Origin of the sequence: Thauera phenylacetica B4P, assembly GCF_000310225.1 — a bacterium.
Taxonomy (GTDB): domain Bacteria; phylum Pseudomonadota; class Gammaproteobacteria; order Burkholderiales; family Rhodocyclaceae; genus Thauera; species Thauera phenylacetica.
The window spans coordinates 1-1,163 of the sequence record NZ_AMXF01000479.1 but is presented as its reverse complement, the minus strand read 5'-3'; the positions used below and the strand labels follow the sequence as shown (position 1 = coordinate 1,163).

The window sequence follows — 1,163 nt, the reverse complement described above, 5'->3', positions numbered from 1 at the left end:
GCGCGGAGCCGCGGCTGCAGCAGGTGATCGACGCGCTCATCGCCGACGTCGAGCGCGGCCTGCCGCTGTCGGGTGCCGCCGCGCGCCAGCCCGAGGCCTTCTCCGCGGTCGCGGTCAGCCTGCTGCGCGCGGGCGAGCAGGCCGGCCGCCTGCCCGAGGCGATCCGAGACATCGGCGCCGCGCTCGCGCAGGAGGAGGAGCTCGCCAGCCATGCGCGCCGCATCGCGATCTATCCCTCCATCGTCGCCACGGTGCTGCTGCTCGCGGTGGTGGTCGCCCTCGTCCACGTCGTCCCCGAGCTCGAGCGCCTGCTGCGCGGCACCGGCCAGCGCCTGCCGCTGCAGACGCGCATCCTGGTGGGGCTGTCCGAGGCGGTGCGCGACTGGGGCTGGGCGATGCTGCTCGGCGCGCTCGCCGGCGCGGCGCTTGGCGCCCACGCGCTCGCCCGCTCCGAGGCGCTGCGCACCCGCCTGCACGCCCTGCAGCTGCGCCTGCCGCTGGTCGGCGGGATCCTGCGCAAGCTCGCCCTCGCGCGCTTCGCCGCGCTCTTCGCCACCCTCTACGGCGCCGGCATCAACGTCATCGACGCGCTCCACACCAGCACCGGCGCCACCGCCAACCTGGCCCTGCGCGCCGGCCTGCGCGAGGCCACCAGCGCGATCGAGCAGGGCAGCCCGATCTCGGTCGCCTTCGAGGCGACGCAGGTCTTTCCGCCCCTGGTCATCCGCATGCTGCGCCTGGGCGAACACACCGGCGCGCTCGACGACGCGCTCGCCAAGGTCGCCAGCCTCTACCGCCGCGACGTCGCCGAGGGCATCGCCCGCCTCCAGGCCGCGGCCGAACCCGCGCTCACCATCCTCATGGGCGGCCTGCTGCTGTGGATCGCGAGCGCGATCCTGGGGCCGATCTACGAGCTCATCACCCGCCTGCCGGTCTGACCATGCGCCGCGAACCCCTGCTCCTCGCCGTGACCCCGCACGGCCTCCTCGCATGCATCGGGCATGGAGACGGACTCCAGCTCCTTGCCGCCTTCATGCCAGGCGAGGAGGCCGGCTTCGCAAGCTGGCTCGCGCGCCGCACGCCCGACGAGCCGTGCCGCGTACTGGTCGACCTGCCCGACGAGGCCTACGAGATCGAGGACCTGCCGCGGGTGCGCGGCGGCG

At 74.9% G+C, this 1,163-nt stretch carries 2 protein-coding genes; both read left to right on the top strand.

Annotated features, from left to right (window positions below; all coding sequences use genetic code 11):
• On the top strand, window positions 1-938 hold a 938-nt coding region (locus C667_RS23160; RefSeq protein ID WP_004389502.1), incomplete at its 5' end, for a type II secretion system F family protein.
• Between the two features lie 2 nt (window positions 939-940).
• Window positions 941-1,163: hypothetical protein (locus C667_RS23155; protein WP_004389500.1), on the top strand; the 223-nt coding region annotated here is incomplete at its 3' end.